Origin of the sequence: Sphingomonas morindae (assembly GCF_023822065.1) — a bacterium.
Lineage (GTDB): Bacteria > Pseudomonadota > Alphaproteobacteria > Sphingomonadales > Sphingomonadaceae > Solisphingomonas > Solisphingomonas morindae.
Map to the genome: position 1 here is coordinate 566,648 of NZ_CP084930.1, position 16,745 is coordinate 583,392.

A 16,745-nucleotide genomic window follows, 5' to 3' on the forward strand; every position below is an offset into this window, starting at 1 on the left:
GCCGGGGCGCGCGCGCTCATCCGCCTGCCCTTCCCACTCTGCCCCAGTCACCCATAAGCCTGCGCCTCCGGACAAGGGACGCCGCGCGCCGCCGCGATCCGCAGCGCCGCGCGGCGGACGTGCTGCGCCATGGCGCCGGCGCGCCCGAGCCGCTATCCTCCGCGCCATGGCCGAACCGACCCAAGACCGCGCCCGCAGCGGCGCCCGCCTCGCCCTCCGCATCGGGCAGAGCGTGGGCGTGGAGGCCGCGATCAGCAGCGCCGCGCTGCTCGCGCTGGGCGCGCTGGTCTCCGGCATCCTCCTCTCCTCGGCGGTGATCGTCCGCGCGGCGCGGCCGGGCGGAGGCCCGGCTGGGCGCGACGAAGGGCTCGGCGTGGAAGACGGCACGCAGCGCTGAGCGGCCCGGCTCGGCGCCCTGCCCGCGATACGTAGTTTTCGAGGATTACACAGTAGGATTGCCGGAGATACGCAGAGGGCGGGAGAGACAAGCTCCTTTCCCGCTGCCACGGCCACTCAGCGGCCGGCATCGCGGCTTACGCCGATGCCGCTCGCTCGCCTCGCCGAAGCATCCATGAAAATCCTCGATAAGGATCATCCTTCATGCGAAGCCTCTGCTTTGGATTTTACGGATTTGCCTTGATTGCCGGGGGGTTGCTGCTCAGCGCCACGCCGGCGCCGGCGAACAGCCCGACCATCGAGCCTCGCCTGTTTTCGGCGCTAAGTGCCGTCAACACGGCGCCCGTCATCGTACAACGGGCCGTTTCGGACACGACCGACGCGGACGGCCACAATAATCTCGACGCGCTCAAAATTATCCAGCCGCGTGACGGCAGCGCGCCCTATCGCTATCTTGGCGTCTATCACCGCCAGAGCCGTGCCGACGCGCCCTACCGGCTCGGCATGGTTGGCTCAAACGACCTCCGCCGCTGGACGATCATCAATGGCAGTCTGGATGGCGAAGTCGCCAATGCCGACAACGCCATGCCTGACATCACGCGCCTATCGGACGGCTCCTATCTGCTGGTCTACGAGACGGATCCCTCCGTTGTAGACAAAAGCCGCAGCGCTACTCCTTACTTCCGCATCAGGCACTTCGCCAACTATGCCGCCCTTGCGGCCGGCACTGCCGACCGTCAATTCGATTTTGAGCACACCCTCTCCTCCACGCACTGCGCCGAGGGCACGCCGAACTTCCGCAAGATCAGCTACAATGGCAGTCTTGATGACTCGACCATCGAGATAGGCTTCCATTACTGTAATTGGGACGCGGAACATCGTCTCGACGCGAGCCACGGCGTGGGCGACTCCGCTGCGCGTGGAACGCTGACCAATTTTCGCTTATGGCGCAACCAAGATTGGCATGAACTCAACGCCGCGATGCGTGCCCGTGGCGTGGCGCAGATCGGGCAGATGAGCACGTTCCAATATCAAGGCAACACGTACACAATTGTAGAGGGCCAACGAACATTCGGCGACTTCAATACGTGGAAGATCTACATCTATAATGAGGATTCCAAATTCCTTCGGCAGCTCGACGTCATGACACCCGATCGCGCCCCGTCGCTCGCCAATCCGACCCTGGGCCTCCACTATGACGCGGCAGGCCGACCCGAGGGACTGATCGGCGTGTATATGGTGCAATGCCCGAGCAATGCCGGCGGGTGCCCGAGCAGAAACGAGGGCGGCGCGTTTCTCTTCTTCCAGCCGCTCGATCAAAGCCTCGCGGCGGGCGCCGCCAATTTCACGCCCTTCTCCTTCCGCTACAATCCAGTGATGAACATCTGCGATACCGGGTGCTTGGGCGTTTTCCTGGCTGGGCGCGACTTGCTGGCGGGAAGCGCGACGCGGACCGACATTGCCGGACTCTCCGCGGCGGCGGGCACCGGCCAGCGCCATATCGCCTATGGCCCCTACACGACCGGCCTGCCAGCGATCCCGCTGGCCGCCGTGTTCAAGATGCAGATCGACGCCCTGGGAGGCGCCGATCGCGTCGCGAGACTGGAAGTGTACGATGCAAGCACCGGATCGGTCATCGCGTCGCGGGAGGTTTCCAGGCCAGACTTCCATCGGATCTACACCTACTCCAATCTTCGGCTTCTCTTCGACTGGAGCGGGCGGGCCGGACATAAGGTCGAATTCCGGGTATTCACCTACGACACCGCCTCGTTGAAAATCGCTTCCGCGGCGGTGTATCTCGCGAGCTACACCTTCTTTTGTCCCGGAGATCTTCTGGTGGCACAGGGGGCGCGCAGCACGGGAAGCTCCTGCATCTCGAACAGCCCCAATGTCTCCGGCACTCTCGTATATGGTCCCTATCTCTTCGACTTTCCGGGTGGCGCGCAAAGCGCGACATTCAGTCTTCGCGCGCCGGGCAAACCGCGCTACGGCACTCAGCAGGTGGCGACGATCGACGTTCATGCCTGGTCCCCTACCGGGGGCGACAAGATCCTCGCTTCGGCACCGATTTCCGCCGGCGAGCTTGATGAGAATAGCTATCGGCCGTTCAAGCTGGATTACGATACCAGCTTTTACAAAGCGAATGGCTGGCATATCGAAACGCGCGTGCACGGGCTCGGCGCGGGCCTGATCGAGACGCAATATAGCTTCGTGACTCCCCGGTGAGCCAAGGACCCGCGGCTTGGAGAGTCGGGCCGCGGGTCCGTTCCGTGCCTGGCGATCATGTGGGGCGCGGCGCGCCCGCTACGCGCGCGCCAGCCGCTCGAGATAGGCGCAGAGCATGTCCGCCAGCGCCTCGGCGAAGGCGTGGATCTCGGGCTCGGTGCGGGGCGTGGCGGAGAAGTGGCTGCCGGCGGCGCTGAGGCTCGTCTTCATCAGCCCCGCCGCGAGGCGCCGCTGCGCGGCCGGGGCCGCCGGCGCCGCCTCGGCGAGAAAGGCCTCGAGCGCGCTCGCGCCCTCGCCACGCGCCGCCTCGGCCTCGGGCGCCTCGCGATAGCGCGGTGCGGCCTCTTCGAGCGCGAGGCGGATCGCCGCTTCGGCGCATTCGGAGCGGATAAAGCCATGGGCCAGCCGCCGCAGCCGCGTTGCCGGGGGCATGGCGGCATCCGCGAGGATAGCGTGAAGCCGCGCCCGGTTTTCGCGCCATTCGTCGCTCTGGAGGCGGAACAGGATGGCCGCCTTGTTCGGGAAATATTGGTAGAGCGAGCCGATGCTCACCCCGGCCCGCTCGGCGACTCGCGCGGTGGTGAAGCGGTCCGGGCCTTCCGCCGTCAAAACCTGAACAGCGGCCGTGAGCACCGCCTCGACAAGATCGGCCGAGCGCGCCTGCTGCGGCCGCTTGCGCGAGGAAATATCGGTGTTCCGCGCCATGGTGCGCCGCGCCTCCGCCAATGCGAATAGTCCGGAGCCCCGCCCTAATCCTATTCTGTCGTCAGACCAGCCCCCTCGTGGAGACACTCATGACGACGCTCACCAGCGCGCCCGTCGCGCCCCTGCTCGACCGCCTCTTCGCCGACGCCGAGGCGCGGCATCCCATGACCGACCCGGAGTTCGCCGACATGCCCGCCGAGGAGCGGATGCGGCTGATGCGCAGCAAGGCCGAGTATCGCGCCTTCTACGCCCGGCTGAAGGACTATGCCCTGCCCGTATCGCGCGAGGCCGGGCGGCTGCTCTACATGCTGGCGCGCGCCACCCGTGCCCGGACGATCGTCGAGTTCGGCACCTCCTTCGGCGTATCGACGCTGCATCTGGCGGCGGCGCTGCGCGACAATGGCGGCGGCCGGCTGATCGGCAGCGAATTCGAGCCCGACAAGATCGCCCGCGCCCGCGCCAATCTGGCCGAGGCGGGGCTCGCCGATCTGGTGGAGCTGCGCGAGGGCGACGCGCTCGACACGCTCGCCCGCGACCTGCCCGAAACGATCGACCTGCTGCTGCTCGACGGCGCCAAGTCCCTCTATCTGGACGTGCTGGACCGCGTCGCCCCGCGCCTGCGGCCGGGCGCGGTGATCCTTGCCGACAATGCCGATCACAGCCCGGACTATCTGGCCCATGTCAGCGATCCGGCGAACGCCTATCTGACCATGGCCTATACCGACGATGTGGAGCTGACGATCCGTCTCGCCTGAAGGCCGGGGCGCGGCCCGCCTCAGCGCGGCGGCCGCGCCTTCACCAGCGCCCAGACGCTGCCGAGGCAGAGACATAGCGCGACCGCGAGGCCGAGCCCGGCGGCCACGAGCGCCCCCGTCCGCCCCGCCACGAGGCTGCCCGCCAACAGGCCGAGCAGCGGCAGGAACAGCACCGACAGACACCCGATCGCAACCATGGGCCGGCTCTAGCCTTCATGCCGGCGCGGGAGCAAGCCGGGCGGGCGCGACCCCGGCGCCGCCGCCGCCACGCTAGACGCTGGCGCCATCCACCAGACGCCGGGGCACGCGCTGCCAGACATCCGGATCGAGCATCCCAAGGTTGATCCCCATGCGCGGGCAGGCGGGGTCCATCGGGGTCCAGTGCGTGGTGCAGCCGCACAGCGGGCAGTGCCAGAGCGCGATCGCCCGATCGCCCTGCCGGTACGCCACGCCCGCGCCGGTCACCGTCACCAGGGCGGGCGGACAATAATGCCACAGGCCCGCCACGCGCCGGCAGATCGAGCCGTTACACGCGACCGCCTCGGCGGGATCGTCGCGCAGGACGCGCTGCACGCCGCCGCAATGGCAGCTTCCCTGGTGCGCGCGCATCCTTCACGCCCTGCCTGTGGCGCTCCGCCGAGCGTCGCATCCGGATCGCCGGTCCGCACGCTAAGGACACGGGCGGATTAAAGATCGCGGCGGCGGGGTCGTTATCCGATCCGGGCGAAGAGCCGGCTCTCAACCGGATCTTAACCTTGGCAGGTCAGGCTCGGATGCGGGGCGTGGTGCGCGGTGTGCACCCGCTTGCGCGATCGAGTGTCGGCGGAATGCAGCGCGTCACGGCGCCGGGACGAGCCGGCGGCCATCGGCGGGCGCACCCGGCCGGCCTGCGGCGCCAGTGCTGAGACGAGGAACCGGACATGACGACCATCTCGACGACCAGCTCCTCCTCGACCAGCACGAGCAGCAGCACCAGCACCAGCAGCAGCAGCTCGAGCACCAGCTCGACCTCCAAGTCGAACGCCTCGCTCGGCCAGAGCATCCTCACCAGCCTCAACGCCAATGGCTCGGGCATCGATACCGACGCGCTGACGACCAACCTCACCAACGCCCAGCGCGCGACGCTCACCGACCCGATCACCGCCAAGCAGACGGCCAACACCGCCCAGATTTCGTCGCTGGGCACGATCATGAACGATCTCACCGCCTTTTCCAGCGTGTTCAAGTCGCTCGCGGCGGGAACGACGCTGCAGACCCAGCCGACCTCGTCCAACGCCAGCGTGATGAGCGTGTCGGCCGTGTCGGGCACGCCGATCGGGGATCTGTCGAGCACCATCACCGTCACCCAGCTGGCGCAGGGGCAGACGCTGCAATCCTCCGCCTTCGGCGCGTCCGAAACCTTTGGCGGCGGCACGCTGTCGCTCTCGATCGGCGGCGGCACGGCGGTGCCGATCACGCTCGGCAGCGGCACGCACAGCCTTTCCGACGTGGCGGCGGCGATCAACGCCGCCAAGGCCGGGGTGACGGCCTCGGTGGTGGCGGACAGCACCGGCGCCTCGCGGCTGGTGGTGAAGGGCGCGACCGGCGCGGCCCAGGCCTTCACGCTGACCGGCACCGACGATGGCGCCCATTCGGGCACCCAGTCGCTCGCCGCGCTCAGCTATTCGGGCACCAACAGCGCGACCATGACGCAGGCGCAGGCGGCGCAGGATGCCAAGCTCACCGTCGATGGCGTCGCGGTCACGCGCGCGTCGAACAGCTTCAACGATGTCATTCCCGGCGTCTCGATGCAGCTTTCGGGCACCGGCTCGGTGTCGCTCGGCTCGACCCGGCCGACCGCCGCGATCAGCTCGGCCATCACCGAATTCGTGTCGGACTATAATATCCTGCTCGGCGACCTGAACAGCGCCACGGCGGCGGCCACGAGCAGCGGCGACGCCGGCCCGCTGCGCGGCAACAACGCGCTGCGCCAGCTCAAGGACCAGCTGAGCAAGCTGACCACCACGCCGCTGACCGGCGGCGGCTCGGTCAACACGCTGGCCGCGCTGGGGGTGAAGACCGGGCTCGACGGCACGCTCACCGTGGACAGCGACACGCTCAACCGCGTCGTCACCACCTATCCCGACGATGTGACGGCGATGTTCACCGCCTCCCAGTCGAGCAGCAGCCCGCTGGTCTCGATCCGCAGCACGCCCGGCGCGGCGCGCTCCGGCGTCTATACCGTGAGCGGGGTCGCCACCGCGCAGAACGGATCGGACGCCACCGGCACGCTCAACGGCGTGGCGATGCAGGGATCGGGCTGGCTGCTGAGCGCCGTGCCGGGCAACAATGCCGACGGGCTGCAGCTTCAGGTCGCCTCGGGCGCGCCCAGTTCCGTCACCATCACCATCAACCAGGGCCTGTCCGGCCTGCTCGACAGCCTCGCCACGGGCGTGACGGGCAGCAAGGGCATTCTCGGCACGCTCAACACCAGCCTCACCACGCAGAAGCAGACGCTGGCGGACCAGATGACCAAGGCCGAGGCGCAGGTCACCGTGTATCACGATCAGCTGGTCACCAAATTCACCCAGATGAACACGCTCGTCTCGGGCTATAAGGCGACGCAGAGCTATCTGACCCAGCAGGTCGATCTCTGGACCAAACAGTCGAGCTGATCCGTCGCTCGGCCGGCGCGGGCGCATGCCACGCCCGCAGTCCGGCTTTGGCTTTTCGCGGACGGCCGGCTTCCTGTAAGGCGGCCGCACGATCCGGCCCCGCCCCGGCGGCCCGACGCTTGGAAAAGGGCGCGGCATGCGCAGCTTCGACGCGATCATCATCGGCGCCGGCCAGGCCGGCCCCGCGCTTGCCGCCCGCCTGGACGCGGCCGGCCTCTCGGTGGCGATCATCGAGCGCCACCATGTCGGCGGCACCTGCGTCAACACCGGCTGCAAGCCGACCAAGACGCTGATCGCCAGCGCCTATGCCGCCCATCTCGCGCGGCGCGGCGGCGACTATGGCTTCAGCGTCGCCGGTCCGGTGACGGTGGACATGCCCACAGTGGCGGCGCGCGCCGCCAAGGTGATCCACGATTCGCGACAGGGCAATGAGCGCTGGCTGGAGGGGCTTGAGCGCGTCACGCTGATCCGCGGCCATGCCCGCTTCGTCGCGCCGCGCCGCATCAGCGTCGATGGCGAGACCATGACCGCGCCGCGCATCTTCCTCAATGTCGGCGGGCGCGCCGCGATGCCCGACATGCCCGGCATCGATGCGGTGACGCTGCTCACCAACACCGACATGGTCGCGCTCGATACGCTGCCCGATCATCTCGTGGTGGTGGGCGGAAGCTATATCGGGCTCGAATTCGCGCAAATGTATCGCCGCTTCGGCGCACAGGTGACGGTGGTGGAGCGATCCGACCGGCTGATCGCGCGCGAGGACGAGGATGTGTCCGCCGCCGTGCGCGCGATGCTGGAGGAGGAAGGCATCGCCGTGCGCACCGGCGCCACCTGTATCGGCTTCGCGCCCGATCCGGCGGGGATCGCGGTCCGCGTCGGTTGCGCGGCGGATGCGCGCCCGGTGCTGGGCAGCCATGTGCTGATGGCGGTCGGCCGCCGCCCCAATACCGACGATCTCGGCCTCGCCGCCGCCGGAATCGAGACCGATGCGCGGGGCTATATCCAGGTCGACGATCGGCTCGAGACCAACGTGCCCGGCATCTGGGCGCTGGGCGATTGCAACGGGCGCGGCGCCTTCACCCACACCGCCTATAATGATTTCGAGATCGTCGCCGCCAATCTGCTGGACGGCGGCGATCGCCGCGTCAGCCAGCGGCTGCCGGGCTATGCGCTGTTCGTCGATCCGCCGCTCGGCCGCGTCGGCATGACGGACGCCGAGGCGGCGCGCACCGGACGGCCGCTGCTCCACGCCAAACGCCCGATGACGCGCGTCGGCCGGGCGGTGGAAAAGGGCGAGACCAAGGGCTTCATGAAAGTGGTGGCCGATGCCGAGACACGGCGCATCCTCGGCGCGGCGATCCTCGGCACCGGCGGCGACGAGGCGATCCACGGCATTATCGACATGATGAACGCCGACCAGACGATCGACACGCTGCGCTGGGCGGTGCCGATCCACCCCACCGTGTCCGAACTGATCCCGACGCTGCTGCTGGATCTCGCGCCTTCGCGCTGATCGGGCCGCGCGCTCAGGGCGCGGACGCGGCGCGCGCATAGCGGAGCGGCGGCATGCCGACATGGCGGGTGAAGGCGGTGCTGAAGGTGCTGGCCGATCCATAGCCCACCTCCGCCGCGACCGCGCCGATCGCCAGCGTCCGCGCGCGCAGCAGCCGCTTGGCGAGCGCCATGCGCCAGGCGAGCAGATATTCCATCGGCGGCAGGCCGACGATCCGGCTGAAACGCGCGAAGAAGGCCGAGCGGGACAGCGCCGCCGTCGCCGCGAGATCGGCGACCGTCCAGCCATGCGCGGGCCGCGCGTGCATGGCGCGCAGCGCGGGCACCAGCCGCGGATCGGCGAGCCCGCGCGCCACGCTCGGCAATGCCGGCATATCGGTGCCGCAGCGCAGCGCCTCGATCAGCAGCACTTCGAGCAGGCGCGCCAGGATCAGGTCGCGCCCCGGCCGCGACTGGCGCGTCTCCTCGCCGACAAGCTGGAGCAGCATGGCGAGCCGAGGCTCGTCGCGCGCCACGATCATCGCGGGCAGCAGCGAGACGAGCAGCGCCGCGTCGGGCGCGGCGAAGCGGCACAGGCCGACCTGCATCCGCAGGGTGACGGGCGCTTCGGCCGGCCCGACCCGGAAACGGCCGGGCGCCACCTCCACGGGCGCCATCTCGATCCCCGGCGGTGGCGCATCGAGGCTTTCGATCCGCTGCGCCGTGCCGGCCGGGGCGAGCACGAAATCGCCCGCGCGTAAAAGCAGCGGCGGCTGGCCCGGCGCGAGCAGGCGGCACGCGCCTTCCAGCACCGCGAAGAAGACCGGCCGCCCCTCGCTATCGCGGCGGATGCGCCAGCGGCCGCCATATTCGACCAGCTTGGAGAAGCTCGCCGAGGGCTCGAGGAGGGTTACGATGTCAGCCAACGGATCAACGGACATATCAGGACGATCACCAAAGAAAGACGGATGACCGCGCATAGCGCGTCCTGCCGGCGCCGGCCATATCCGCGCCACCCACCACAAAGGCTGGAGTTGCTTGTGCCTGCTATCCTTATCACCGGCTGTTCCTCGGGCTTCGGCCTGGCGATCGCCCGACGCTTTCTCGACCGGGGCTGGCGCGTGATCGCCACCATGCGCCGCCCCGATCCCGATCTGCTGCCCGCCGCGCCCGGGCTCACGATCCTGCCGCTCGACGTCACCGACCCGCAAAGCATCGCGACGGCGGTGGCGCAGGCGGGCGAGATCGACGTGCTCGTCAACAATGCCGGCTTCGGCGCCGCCGTGCCGATCGAGCTGATCGAGCCCGACACGGCGCGCGCGCTGTTCGAGACGAACCTGCTCGGCACGCTGGCGATGGTGCAGGCGGTGCTGCCGCAATTCCGCGCGCGCCGCGCTGGGACGATCGTCAACATCACCTCCAGCGTCACGCTGAAGCCGCTGCCGCTGGTCAGCGTCTATCGCGCCAGCAAGGCGGCGGTGAACGCGCTCAGCGAAAGCCTCGCGGCGGAGGTGGCGCCGTTCGGCGTGCGCGTGCGGATCGTGCTGCCGGGTCGCGCGCCCGAGACGCGCTTCGGCGCCAACGCCATGCCGCATCTGCGCGGGCTCGATCACCCGGATTACAAGCCGATGCTGGATGCGATGATCGCCGGCTTCCGCGAGAGCGGCGGGCCGGTGACGCAGATGGAGGATGTGGCCGAGGCGGTGTGGCGCGCGGCCACCGATCCCGACGCGCCGCTCCGCATCCCCGCCGGCGCCGATGCCGTGCAGTGGATGGCGGAGGCGGGCTGAGGCCGCGTCCGGCCGCGCCCGACGGCGCGACCGGACCGCCGCTCAGGCCGCCAGCGCGACGCGGCGGCAATGCTCCAGATAGCCGGCCTCATGCGCGCCGGCGAGGCTGACGATGCTGCGCCACAGCCAGGAGGGGGCATCGAGCCCCTCCTCGGGCCGGCGGACGAGCGCGCGCCGCCAGTGCGCGCGCTCCTCCCGGCGCATCTGCCGGGCATGGGCGACGCCCACGACATAGGCGAGATAGCGCGCCGCCGCGATCGCCTGCTTGCGCGAGAATTGCGCCACCTCGATCTTGAGATCCTGCGGCGCCAGCTCGCGCAGCACCACCGGCCGCCCGAGCAGCCGCGCGGGGATCATCCGCTCGCCCAGATTGGGCGCGAGCGCGAGCGCGCCGGCGACCACCCGCGCGGCGGGATCCTCGGGCATGGCGGCCCCGGGCGCGGCGGGCGCGACCGACGCCACCGCTTCCTTGATGTCCACCAGCGCGAGCCGCTCGGCCTTGGCGGCCTTCTCGCGCACGCCGAGCAGCACGGCATAGCGCAGCCGGCCGAGCGAACTGCAGCCCTTGCGCCAATAGGCGGCATCCACCACGCGCAGCCGGCCGCGATCGAGCCCGGCCAGCGCCAGGCCGCGCCGCACGATCTCCTCCTCCTCGAACAGCGCCTCGATCGCCGCCTGTTCCGGCGGGGCGAGCTTCCAGAAGCGCTTGCCGAGCGGGATGGCGGGCTCGACATCCTCGAGCCGCTCGCGCGCGAGATGCCGCCAGCGCCGCCCCATCGCCTCGCGCCGCACCGAGCGGACGACAAGCGGCTCGATCGGCGCGCCCTCATCGTCGGCGCCGAGCGCGGCCGCATAGCCATCGATCATCACCTCGGTCATCCGCGCGGTGGTGACGCCCGGCAGATCCGAACTGCGCGCCGCCGTTTCCAGCGAGAGGCCGAGCCGGATCAGATCATAAGCGGGGTTGCCGATCACCGTCTGGTCGAGATCGCGGATCTGGATGTCGATCTCGCCATCGGTGTCGGCGAGCGGCCCGAGATTGCCGAGATGGCAATCGCCGCAGATCCAGATCGGCGGCCCCTGCGGGATCAGCCCGGCCACCGGCGACTCCGCCAGCCATGTGTAGAACCGCGCCGTATTGCCCCTGACATAGGCATGGACCGACCGCGCCATCTTGAGCCCGCGCGTCCGCGCCAGCACGGCCGCCCGCGCCTCCGGCGATATACTCAACCCTGTGCCTCCATGGCATTGCCCTTCCCTATGCGTGGCGCCGTCCATCCGCCGCCCGGGGCGGTGCAAACGATCGGCGGGATCATGCTGGTTCCGTTACAAGTCGGACAGGGGGCGGCGGCGGTGCATTGTTGGCGCGAACGGCAAGGATGAAGTGCGCCCTATCCGGATTATCATCGCCGCCGGCGCGGACGATGAAGGGCGCGCGCGCCAGCCCCGGCGCGTCCGGATGGGAGGCCGCCATGGCTCATGGCTTTCTCGAGACACTCGCCTCGCCCGCGATCGAGGCCGCGCGGGCTGCCAATGGCAGCGCCGACCTATGGAGGGACGCCAAGGGCGCGCGGCGCTTCGACCGGTTCACCGAGGCCGAGGCGGGCTTCCTCGCGGAGCGCGACAGCTTCTACATGGCGAGCGTCGCCGAGAATGGCTGGCCCTATGTGCAGCATCGCGGCGGCCCGCCCGGTTTTCTCCGGCTGCTCGACGATCGCACGCTCGGCTTCGCCGATTTCAGCGGCAATCGCCAATATCTCAGCCTCGGCAACATCACCGCCGACGATCGCGTGGCGCTGATCCTGATGGACTATGCCGCCCGCCGGCGGCTGAAGATCCTCGCCCGCGCACAGTCGCGCGATTGCGCGGGCGATCCCGATCTCGGGGCGCGGCTGGCGGTGCCCGGCTACAAGGCGCGGGTGGAGCGCGCCATACTGCTGCGGCTCGAGGCGTTCGACTGGAACTGCCCGCAGCACATCACCCCGCGCTTCACCGCCGAGCAGGTCGCCGCGGCGGTGGCGCCGCTCCATGCGCGCATCGCCGCGCTGGAACGGGAGAATGCGGCGCTGCGGCCGCACGCGCGCGGCTGAGCCGGGCGACGGCGCGCCCGGCCCAGCCGCGCTCGAGGCGGGATCGCTCAGGCGAGCAAGCCGCCGTCCACGGTGACGATGCTGCCCGTCATGTGGCGCGCGGCGGGGCTGGCGAGGAAGGCGACGGCGGCGGCGATATCCTCCGCCGTGGCGTAGCGGCCGAGCGGCGCCAGGCTGCGCTGGTAATCGGCGCTTTCGCCATCGGCCGGGTTCATGTCGGTATCCGTCGAGCCGGGCTGGACGAGATTGGCGGTGATGTCGCGCGGGCCGAGTTCATGCGCCAGCCCGCGGTTGAACGCCTGGAGCGCGGCCTTGGTCATGAAATAGACGGTGCCGCTGGCGCCGACGATCCGATCCGCCCCCGCCGAGCCGATGGTGATGATGCGGCCGCCGGCGCCGAGATGCGGGATCGCCGCCTGGGTGGTGAGGATCGGCCCGCGCACATTGACCGCGAAGAGCGCGTCGACATCATCCGCCGAGATCTCGGCCAGGCTGCCATAGCGCGCGATGCCGGCATTGTTCACGAGGATATCGAGCCCGCCCAGCGCCGCGACCGCCTCCTCCACCGAGCGGCGGATCGCCGCCGGATCGGCGCTGTCCGCCTGGATCGCGACGGCGGTGCGGCCCAGCGCGCGAATCCGCTCGACCAGCCGCTGCGCGCGGTCGCCGGCGGACTGGAAGGTCAGGGCGACGTCCGCCCCCTGCTCCGCCAGCGCCACCGCAATGGCGGCGCCGATGCCGCGCGAGCCCCCGGTTACCAGCGCCTTGCGGCCATGAAGATCGATCATGTCTCACCTTTATGCAGTGTTCACTACACAAATGGCTAGACCGCTTGTGGGGGATGGTCAACCGAATTATATAATGATCGATGCAGAATGACCCTCAAGACGGTGCCGCGCCGCCGCGCCGCGCCCGGGGCCGGCCCCGCGCCTTTGATCGCGCGGCGGCGCTGACGGCGGCGATGCAGCTCTTCTGGCGCAAGGGCTATGAGGCGAGTTCGATCGCCGATCTGACTGAGGCTATGGGTGTCGGCCCGACCAGCCTCTATGCGGCGTTCGGCTCCAAGGACGCGCTCTATGCCGAAGCGATGAAGGCCTATGCCGGCCGCTACGCGCATCTCACCCAGGGCGGCTTCCGCGCCGCGCCGACCGCCTGCGAAGCGGTGCGCGCCTATCTGCGCGATTCGGCGACCGCGATGACCGGGGCGGATTGCGATCTGCCGCGCGGCTGCATGGTCAATCTCGGCATGGTCGGGAGCGAGGGGCATGAGGCGCTCGCCGCCGAGATGCGCGACGCGCGCGGCGCCGCCTTCGACATGCTGCGCGCGCGGCTTGCCGAGGCGGTCGCGTCGGGCGAGCTGCCGCCCCGGCTCGATGTCGCCGCGGTCGCGCGCTTCATCCAGACGGTGCAGAGCGGCATGGCGATCCGCGCCCGCGACGGCGCCACGCGCGGGGAGCTGGAAGCGGTCGCCGCGCTCGCCCTGGCCGGCTGGGACGCGATGATCGCCGCCGCCACGCCCGCCTGACGATCGGGCGCGGCCGCTGCCCACGCCGCGCGCGCTCCGATCGCGCTTGCCCCCGGACGCGCGCGCCGCGCGTTGGGACGGTCTCGCATCAGGCGAGGCGATAATAAGCCGGCTGGCCGGCACATGGCAGGAGATCTTATGCGGACATCCCTCGTAGCGGCCGCCGTGGCGGCGGCTTTTCTCGCCGGCAGCGGCTTCGCCCAGCCCGCGGCGACATCGCACAACCCCGCCATCAAGAATGGCGCGCCGACGCACACGTCGGGCGCCGCCGCCGGTCGCAACTCCTTCACCCAGGATCAGGCCAAGGGGCGGCTCGAAAAGGCCGGCTATACCGGCGTGGGCAAGCTCGCGAAGGACAAGAACGGAGTGTGGCGCGGCACCGCCATGAAGGACGGCGCCAAGGTGTCCGTCGGGGTCGACTACAAGGGCGACGTCGTCACCACCCGTTGATCAGATCGGAGTTAGCATCATGACCCAGACCGTAACCCGTCTTTACGACGACTATGCCGACGCCACCGCCGCGGTGCGCGATCTCGAGGCGCTCGGCATTCCGCACGAGGATATCAGCATCCTCGGCAACAACGCCCATGGCCTCCACGGCGCGGACGATCATGGCGGCGTCAACGATCATGGCGACGTGACCCGCGGCACCTCGACGGGCGCGGTGCTCGGCGGGGCCGGCGGGCTGCTGGCGGGGCTTGGCCTGCTCGCCATTCCCGGCCTCGGCCCGATCGTCGCCGCCGGTTGGCTGGCCGCCACCGCCGCCGGCGCGGGCATCGGCGCCGCCGGTGGCGCGGTGACGGGCAGCGTCGTCGGCGCGCTCAAAAATGCCGGCCATTCGGAAGAGGACGCGCATGTCTATGCCGAAGGCGTGCGCCGCGGCGGCACGCTGGTGAGCGCGCGCGTGCCCGATGGCGACGTGGCGCGCGCCGAGGCCGCGCTGGACCGGTCGAGCGTGGTGGACGTCACCGCGCGCGGCGCCGCCTATCGCGAGAGCGGCTGGACCGGCTTCGACGATCAGGCGCCGGCTTATGCGCCGGACGAGATCGACCGCGACCGCGCCAGCTACGGCCGCACCACCACCCGTCTCTGAGGACGGAGCCGCCAGCGGGGCACGCGCCGGGCGAAGGCCCGGCGTGCGCTCCGCCGGTCAGGCCCGCAGGCGCTGGCCGGCGGGCGCGAGACCGGCCTCGGCGGCGCGCGTCTCGCTGCGGCCGAAGGGCGCGATCTGGCGGCGGTAATGCGCTTCGGAGACGCCGTAGGAGTCCGCCGCCTCGCGCTCCAGGCCCATGCGATCGCGGATCAGGATGCGGCCGCGATAGCAGCGGACCAGCCGCTCGCCTTCCAGCACATGCAGCCCGTCGGTGACGCTGGCGCGCCGCGTGCCGAGATTGGCGCTTATTTCCGCGTGGCGCACCAGCAGCTGATCGGTGGCGACGCGATCATGGCGCATCAGCAGCCAGCGGCATAGCCGCTTCTCCACCGTATCGTGCACCAGCGACAGGATCGCCTGCGTCATCTGCACGGTGACGACATCGGCGAAGCGGATCAGCGCGGCCAGCAGCGTCGCGCTCGCGGCGCAGGCGCGGTCGAGATCGGCGCGGGCGATCCGCCAGGCGGTGCCGCCCGTCATCTGCACCACCGCGTCGTGACAGGCGAAGCCGGCGCCGGTGATGGCCGACCAACCCACCACGCCTTCATTGCCGACCACCGCCGCCTCGACCTGCCGATCGCCGCCGAGCCGATAGCCGATCGAGACGATCGCCGTTTCGGGAAAATAGAGCAGATCGAGCGGCGCGCCGCTGCGGGTGAGCAGCCCGCCGGGCGGCACCGCCACCCGCTCGAGGCCGCTGTCCAGCAGGGCGGCGTCGTCGCGACTCAAATGCGCCAGAAAGCGGTTGCGGGATTGGGCACACAGGCTGCTCGTCCGCATCAACATGGCGATTATCCCCTCGTTTTTGAGAGGTACGGAGCCAATCCCCACGCGGATGCGTGCCGCAAAAGCGGCGCGACGAAAAGTGCGGAAGGAACCATCAGCCGAGTTTCCAGCCGCGCCGGCGCCAAGGTGCGCCACCGTACCGGGCGATCGGCGGCGGCTGGTCACTCCCTGCAAAAAGGGAAAGTCTCGCGCTCGCCATGAACAGGAGCGGCGCGATGACCGACCAGGATGAGATGCTCGAAATGCTCGAGCTGAGGGCCAAACGTCGCGAGGAGCGACGCGGTTTCTTCCGCGCGTTCGGCGCGGCCGCGATCGTCGCCGGGGGCGCCGCCGCCTTCGCGAGCGCGGCCGAGGCCGCCACGCCGACCGACGCCGACATTCTCAACTTCGCGCTCAACCTCGAATATCTCGAGGCGCAATTCTATTCCTACGCGGTCAACGGCACCGGCCTCGCCGCCAATCTGCTGACCGGCACCGGCACCCAAGGCAGCGTCACCGGAGGCCGCAAGGTCGCCTTCACCGATCCCGCCGTCGCCGCCTATGCCAAGGAGATCGCGGGCGACGAGATCGCGCACGTCACCTTCCTGCGCACCGCGCTCGGCTCGGCGGCGGTGGCGATGCCGGCGATCGATGTCGGCACCGATCCCAACGGCGCCTTTTCGAGCGCGGCCCGCGCGGCCGGGCTGATCGGGCCGGGCCAATCCTTCGATCCCTATGCCAGCGACGAGAATTTCCTGCTCGGCGCGTTCATCTTCGAGGATGTCGGCGTCACCGCCTATAAGGGCGCGGCGCCGCTCATCACCAACAAGACCTATACCGAGGCCGCCGCCGGCATCCTCGCGGTGGAGGCGTATCACGCCGCGATCGTGCGCACGACGCTCTACGCCAAGGGCATCCAGACGCCGGCGCTGGTCGACGCGACCGAGGCCATCTCGAAGGCGCGCGACAGCCTGGACGGGCCCAGCGACGACGATCAGGGCATCGCCAATATCGGCGCGGCGAGCAACATCGTGCCGCTCGACCAGAACGGCATCGCCTTCAGCCGCTCGACCGGCCAGGTGCTCAACATCGTCTATCTCAACAACATGGCGGTGAGCCGGGGTGGTTTCTTCCCGAACGGCGTCAACGGCACCATCAATCTCAGCGCCGCCAGCGGCGCCGCCTGAAGCAAGCC

18 protein-coding genes are annotated in these 16,745 nt (G+C 69.9%); 11 read left to right on the top strand and 7 right to left on the bottom strand.

From position 1 onward, the window contains the following. The first annotated feature begins 166 nt into the window (after positions 1-166). Together LHA26_RS02750 and LHA26_RS02755 are read left to right on the top strand one after the other, a co-directional pair. Positions 167-397 carry a hypothetical protein gene (locus tag LHA26_RS02750; RefSeq protein ID WP_252167226.1) on the top strand — a complete coding sequence of 77 codons (231 nt, stop codon included), beginning with the start codon at positions 167-169 and terminating at the stop codon, positions 395-397. Between the two features lie 203 nt (positions 398-600). Then, positions 601-2,622, top strand: coding sequence for a hypothetical protein (locus tag LHA26_RS02755; RefSeq protein WP_252167227.1), 2,022 nt, complete (start codon positions 601-603; stop codon positions 2,620-2,622). A gap of 78 nt (positions 2,623-2,700) precedes the next feature. On the opposite strand, the gene LHA26_RS02760 is transcribed toward LHA26_RS02755, so the two are convergent. Next, positions 2,701-3,327 carry a TetR/AcrR family transcriptional regulator gene (locus tag LHA26_RS02760; RefSeq protein WP_252167228.1) on the bottom strand — a complete coding sequence of 209 codons (627 nt, stop codon included), beginning with the start codon at positions 3,325-3,327 and terminating at the stop codon, positions 2,701-2,703. Positions 3,328-3,416: 89 nt separating this feature from the next. Between LHA26_RS02760 and LHA26_RS02765 the strand changes: the two genes are divergently transcribed. Next, on the top strand, positions 3,417-4,082 hold the full coding sequence (locus LHA26_RS02765) for an O-methyltransferase (protein WP_252167229.1): 666 nt from the start codon (positions 3,417-3,419) through the stop codon (positions 4,080-4,082). Positions 4,083-4,102: 20 nt separating this feature from the next. Here LHA26_RS02765 and LHA26_RS02770 read toward each other — a convergent pair whose 3' ends face one another. Together LHA26_RS02770 and LHA26_RS02775 are read right to left on the bottom strand one after the other, a co-directional pair. After that, positions 4,103-4,279, bottom strand: a complete 177-nt coding sequence (locus LHA26_RS02770; protein ID WP_252167230.1) for a hypothetical protein — start codon at positions 4,277-4,279, stop codon at positions 4,103-4,105. Between the two features lie 73 nt (positions 4,280-4,352). After that, positions 4,353-4,691, bottom strand: a complete 339-nt coding sequence (locus tag LHA26_RS02775) for a GFA family protein (protein ID WP_252167231.1) — start codon at positions 4,689-4,691, stop codon at positions 4,353-4,355. A 311-nt stretch (positions 4,692-5,002) separates the two neighbouring features. Between LHA26_RS02775 and fliD the strand changes: the two genes are divergently transcribed. Beyond that, positions 5,003-6,736, top strand: coding sequence for a flagellar filament capping protein FliD (gene fliD, locus LHA26_RS02780; protein WP_252167232.1), 1,734 nt, complete (start codon positions 5,003-5,005; stop codon positions 6,734-6,736). A gap of 136 nt (positions 6,737-6,872) precedes the next feature. Then, positions 6,873-8,249, top strand: a complete 1,377-nt coding sequence (locus tag LHA26_RS02785; RefSeq protein WP_252167233.1) for an FAD-containing oxidoreductase — start codon at positions 6,873-6,875, stop codon at positions 8,247-8,249. A gap of 13 nt (positions 8,250-8,262) precedes the next feature. On the opposite strand, the gene LHA26_RS02790 is transcribed toward LHA26_RS02785, so the two are convergent. Then, on the bottom strand, positions 8,263-9,153 hold the full coding sequence (locus tag LHA26_RS02790; RefSeq protein ID WP_252167234.1) for an AraC family transcriptional regulator: 891 nt from the start codon (positions 9,151-9,153) through the stop codon (positions 8,263-8,265). Positions 9,154-9,267: 114 nt separating this feature from the next. Between LHA26_RS02790 and LHA26_RS02795 the strand changes: the two genes are divergently transcribed. Beyond that, entirely contained in the window at positions 9,268-10,017 is a 750-nt protein-coding gene (locus LHA26_RS02795) for an SDR family oxidoreductase (RefSeq protein WP_252167235.1), read from the top strand. 42 nt (positions 10,018-10,059) lie between these two features. Here LHA26_RS02795 and LHA26_RS02800 read toward each other — a convergent pair whose 3' ends face one another. Beyond that, positions 10,060-11,247, bottom strand: coding sequence for a DUF2252 family protein (locus LHA26_RS02800; RefSeq protein ID WP_302898031.1), 1,188 nt, complete (start codon positions 11,245-11,247; stop codon positions 10,060-10,062). Positions 11,248-11,489: 242 nt separating this feature from the next. Between LHA26_RS02800 and LHA26_RS02805 the strand changes: the two genes are divergently transcribed. Then, on the top strand, positions 11,490-12,107 hold the full coding sequence (locus LHA26_RS02805; protein ID WP_252167236.1) for a pyridoxamine 5'-phosphate oxidase family protein: 618 nt from the start codon (positions 11,490-11,492) through the stop codon (positions 12,105-12,107). A gap of 47 nt (positions 12,108-12,154) precedes the next feature. On the opposite strand, the gene LHA26_RS02810 is transcribed toward LHA26_RS02805, so the two are convergent. Then, positions 12,155-12,895: an SDR family NAD(P)-dependent oxidoreductase gene (locus LHA26_RS02810; protein WP_367890731.1), complete on the bottom strand. Its 741-nt coding sequence runs from the start codon at positions 12,893-12,895 to the stop codon at positions 12,155-12,157. Between the two features lie 80 nt (positions 12,896-12,975). Here LHA26_RS02810 and LHA26_RS02815 point away from each other — a divergent pair, with 80 nt between their 5' ends. The 3 genes from LHA26_RS02815 to LHA26_RS02825 all read left to right on the top strand — a co-directional run bounded on the left by LHA26_RS02815 (position 12,976) and on the right by LHA26_RS02825 (position 14,725). Next, positions 12,976-13,632 carry a TetR/AcrR family transcriptional regulator gene (locus tag LHA26_RS02815; protein ID WP_252167237.1) on the top strand — a complete coding sequence of 219 codons (657 nt, stop codon included), beginning with the start codon at positions 12,976-12,978 and terminating at the stop codon, positions 13,630-13,632. A gap of 138 nt (positions 13,633-13,770) precedes the next feature. Then, a complete protein-coding gene (locus LHA26_RS02820) occupies positions 13,771-14,082 on the top strand; it encodes a hypothetical protein (protein ID WP_252167238.1) in 312 nt (103 codons plus the stop codon). Positions 14,083-14,101: 19 nt separating this feature from the next. Further along, the gene (locus LHA26_RS02825) at positions 14,102-14,725 is read left to right on the top strand and encodes a general stress protein (protein ID WP_252167239.1); all 624 of its coding nucleotides are present in this window, start codon (positions 14,102-14,104) and stop codon (positions 14,723-14,725) included. A 57-nt stretch (positions 14,726-14,782) separates the two neighbouring features. On the opposite strand, the gene LHA26_RS02830 is transcribed toward LHA26_RS02825, so the two are convergent. Then, positions 14,783-15,571, bottom strand: a complete 789-nt coding sequence (locus LHA26_RS02830) for a Crp/Fnr family transcriptional regulator (RefSeq protein WP_252167240.1) — start codon at positions 15,569-15,571, stop codon at positions 14,783-14,785. 215 nt (positions 15,572-15,786) lie between these two features. Between LHA26_RS02830 and LHA26_RS02835 the strand changes: the two genes are divergently transcribed. Continuing rightward, complete coding sequence (locus LHA26_RS02835; RefSeq protein WP_252167241.1) at positions 15,787-16,737, top strand: ferritin-like domain-containing protein; 951 nt, start codon at positions 15,787-15,789, stop codon at positions 16,735-16,737. Positions 16,738-16,745: the final 8 nt, after the last annotated feature.